Genomic DNA, 381 nt, shown 5'->3' with positions numbered 1-381 from the left:
CCCCGAATCCTTTTATTAATTTATTCTCCTTGGTTTTTTTCAAAAAGTTTAATAAGCGTTTCTTAAACTCCTCAGGTCGATTCCTTGCACTTTCTATATAGGCAATTCGTATCCGCTTGTAAGAATCAGAAAATTCCATAAAGTTTTTCCAGGCTACTTTATCTTTTTTAATCTCAGATAAAATATCCGAAGCAAACACAAATTCATTAGAAAGTACTTTTCCAATAGATTCAACCAGAGAGTAGTGAATCAATTTATTTTTAAAAAGCCAATCTAGTCTCTCTATATTCGCTTGAGAATAGGCACTTCCATGCTTTCGCGGACTAAATCTTTGGATGTTATGATCATCATCCAAAGTTTTGTATACACTATCAATCCAAC

At 32.8% G+C, this 381-nt stretch carries 1 protein-coding gene; it reads right to left on the bottom strand.

Annotated elements, in window-relative coordinates:
* The coding region (locus E1171_RS00145; RefSeq protein ID WP_155202976.1) for a YdeI/OmpD-associated family protein at positions 1-381 on the bottom strand (381 nt) is incomplete at both ends.

Origin of the sequence: Xanthovirga aplysinae (assembly GCF_009711365.1) — a bacterium.
In the GTDB taxonomy this organism is placed as follows: Bacteria; Bacteroidota; Bacteroidia; order Cytophagales; family Cyclobacteriaceae; genus Xanthovirga; species Xanthovirga aplysinae.
This window is presented reverse-complemented; position numbering and strand designations above follow the sequence as displayed.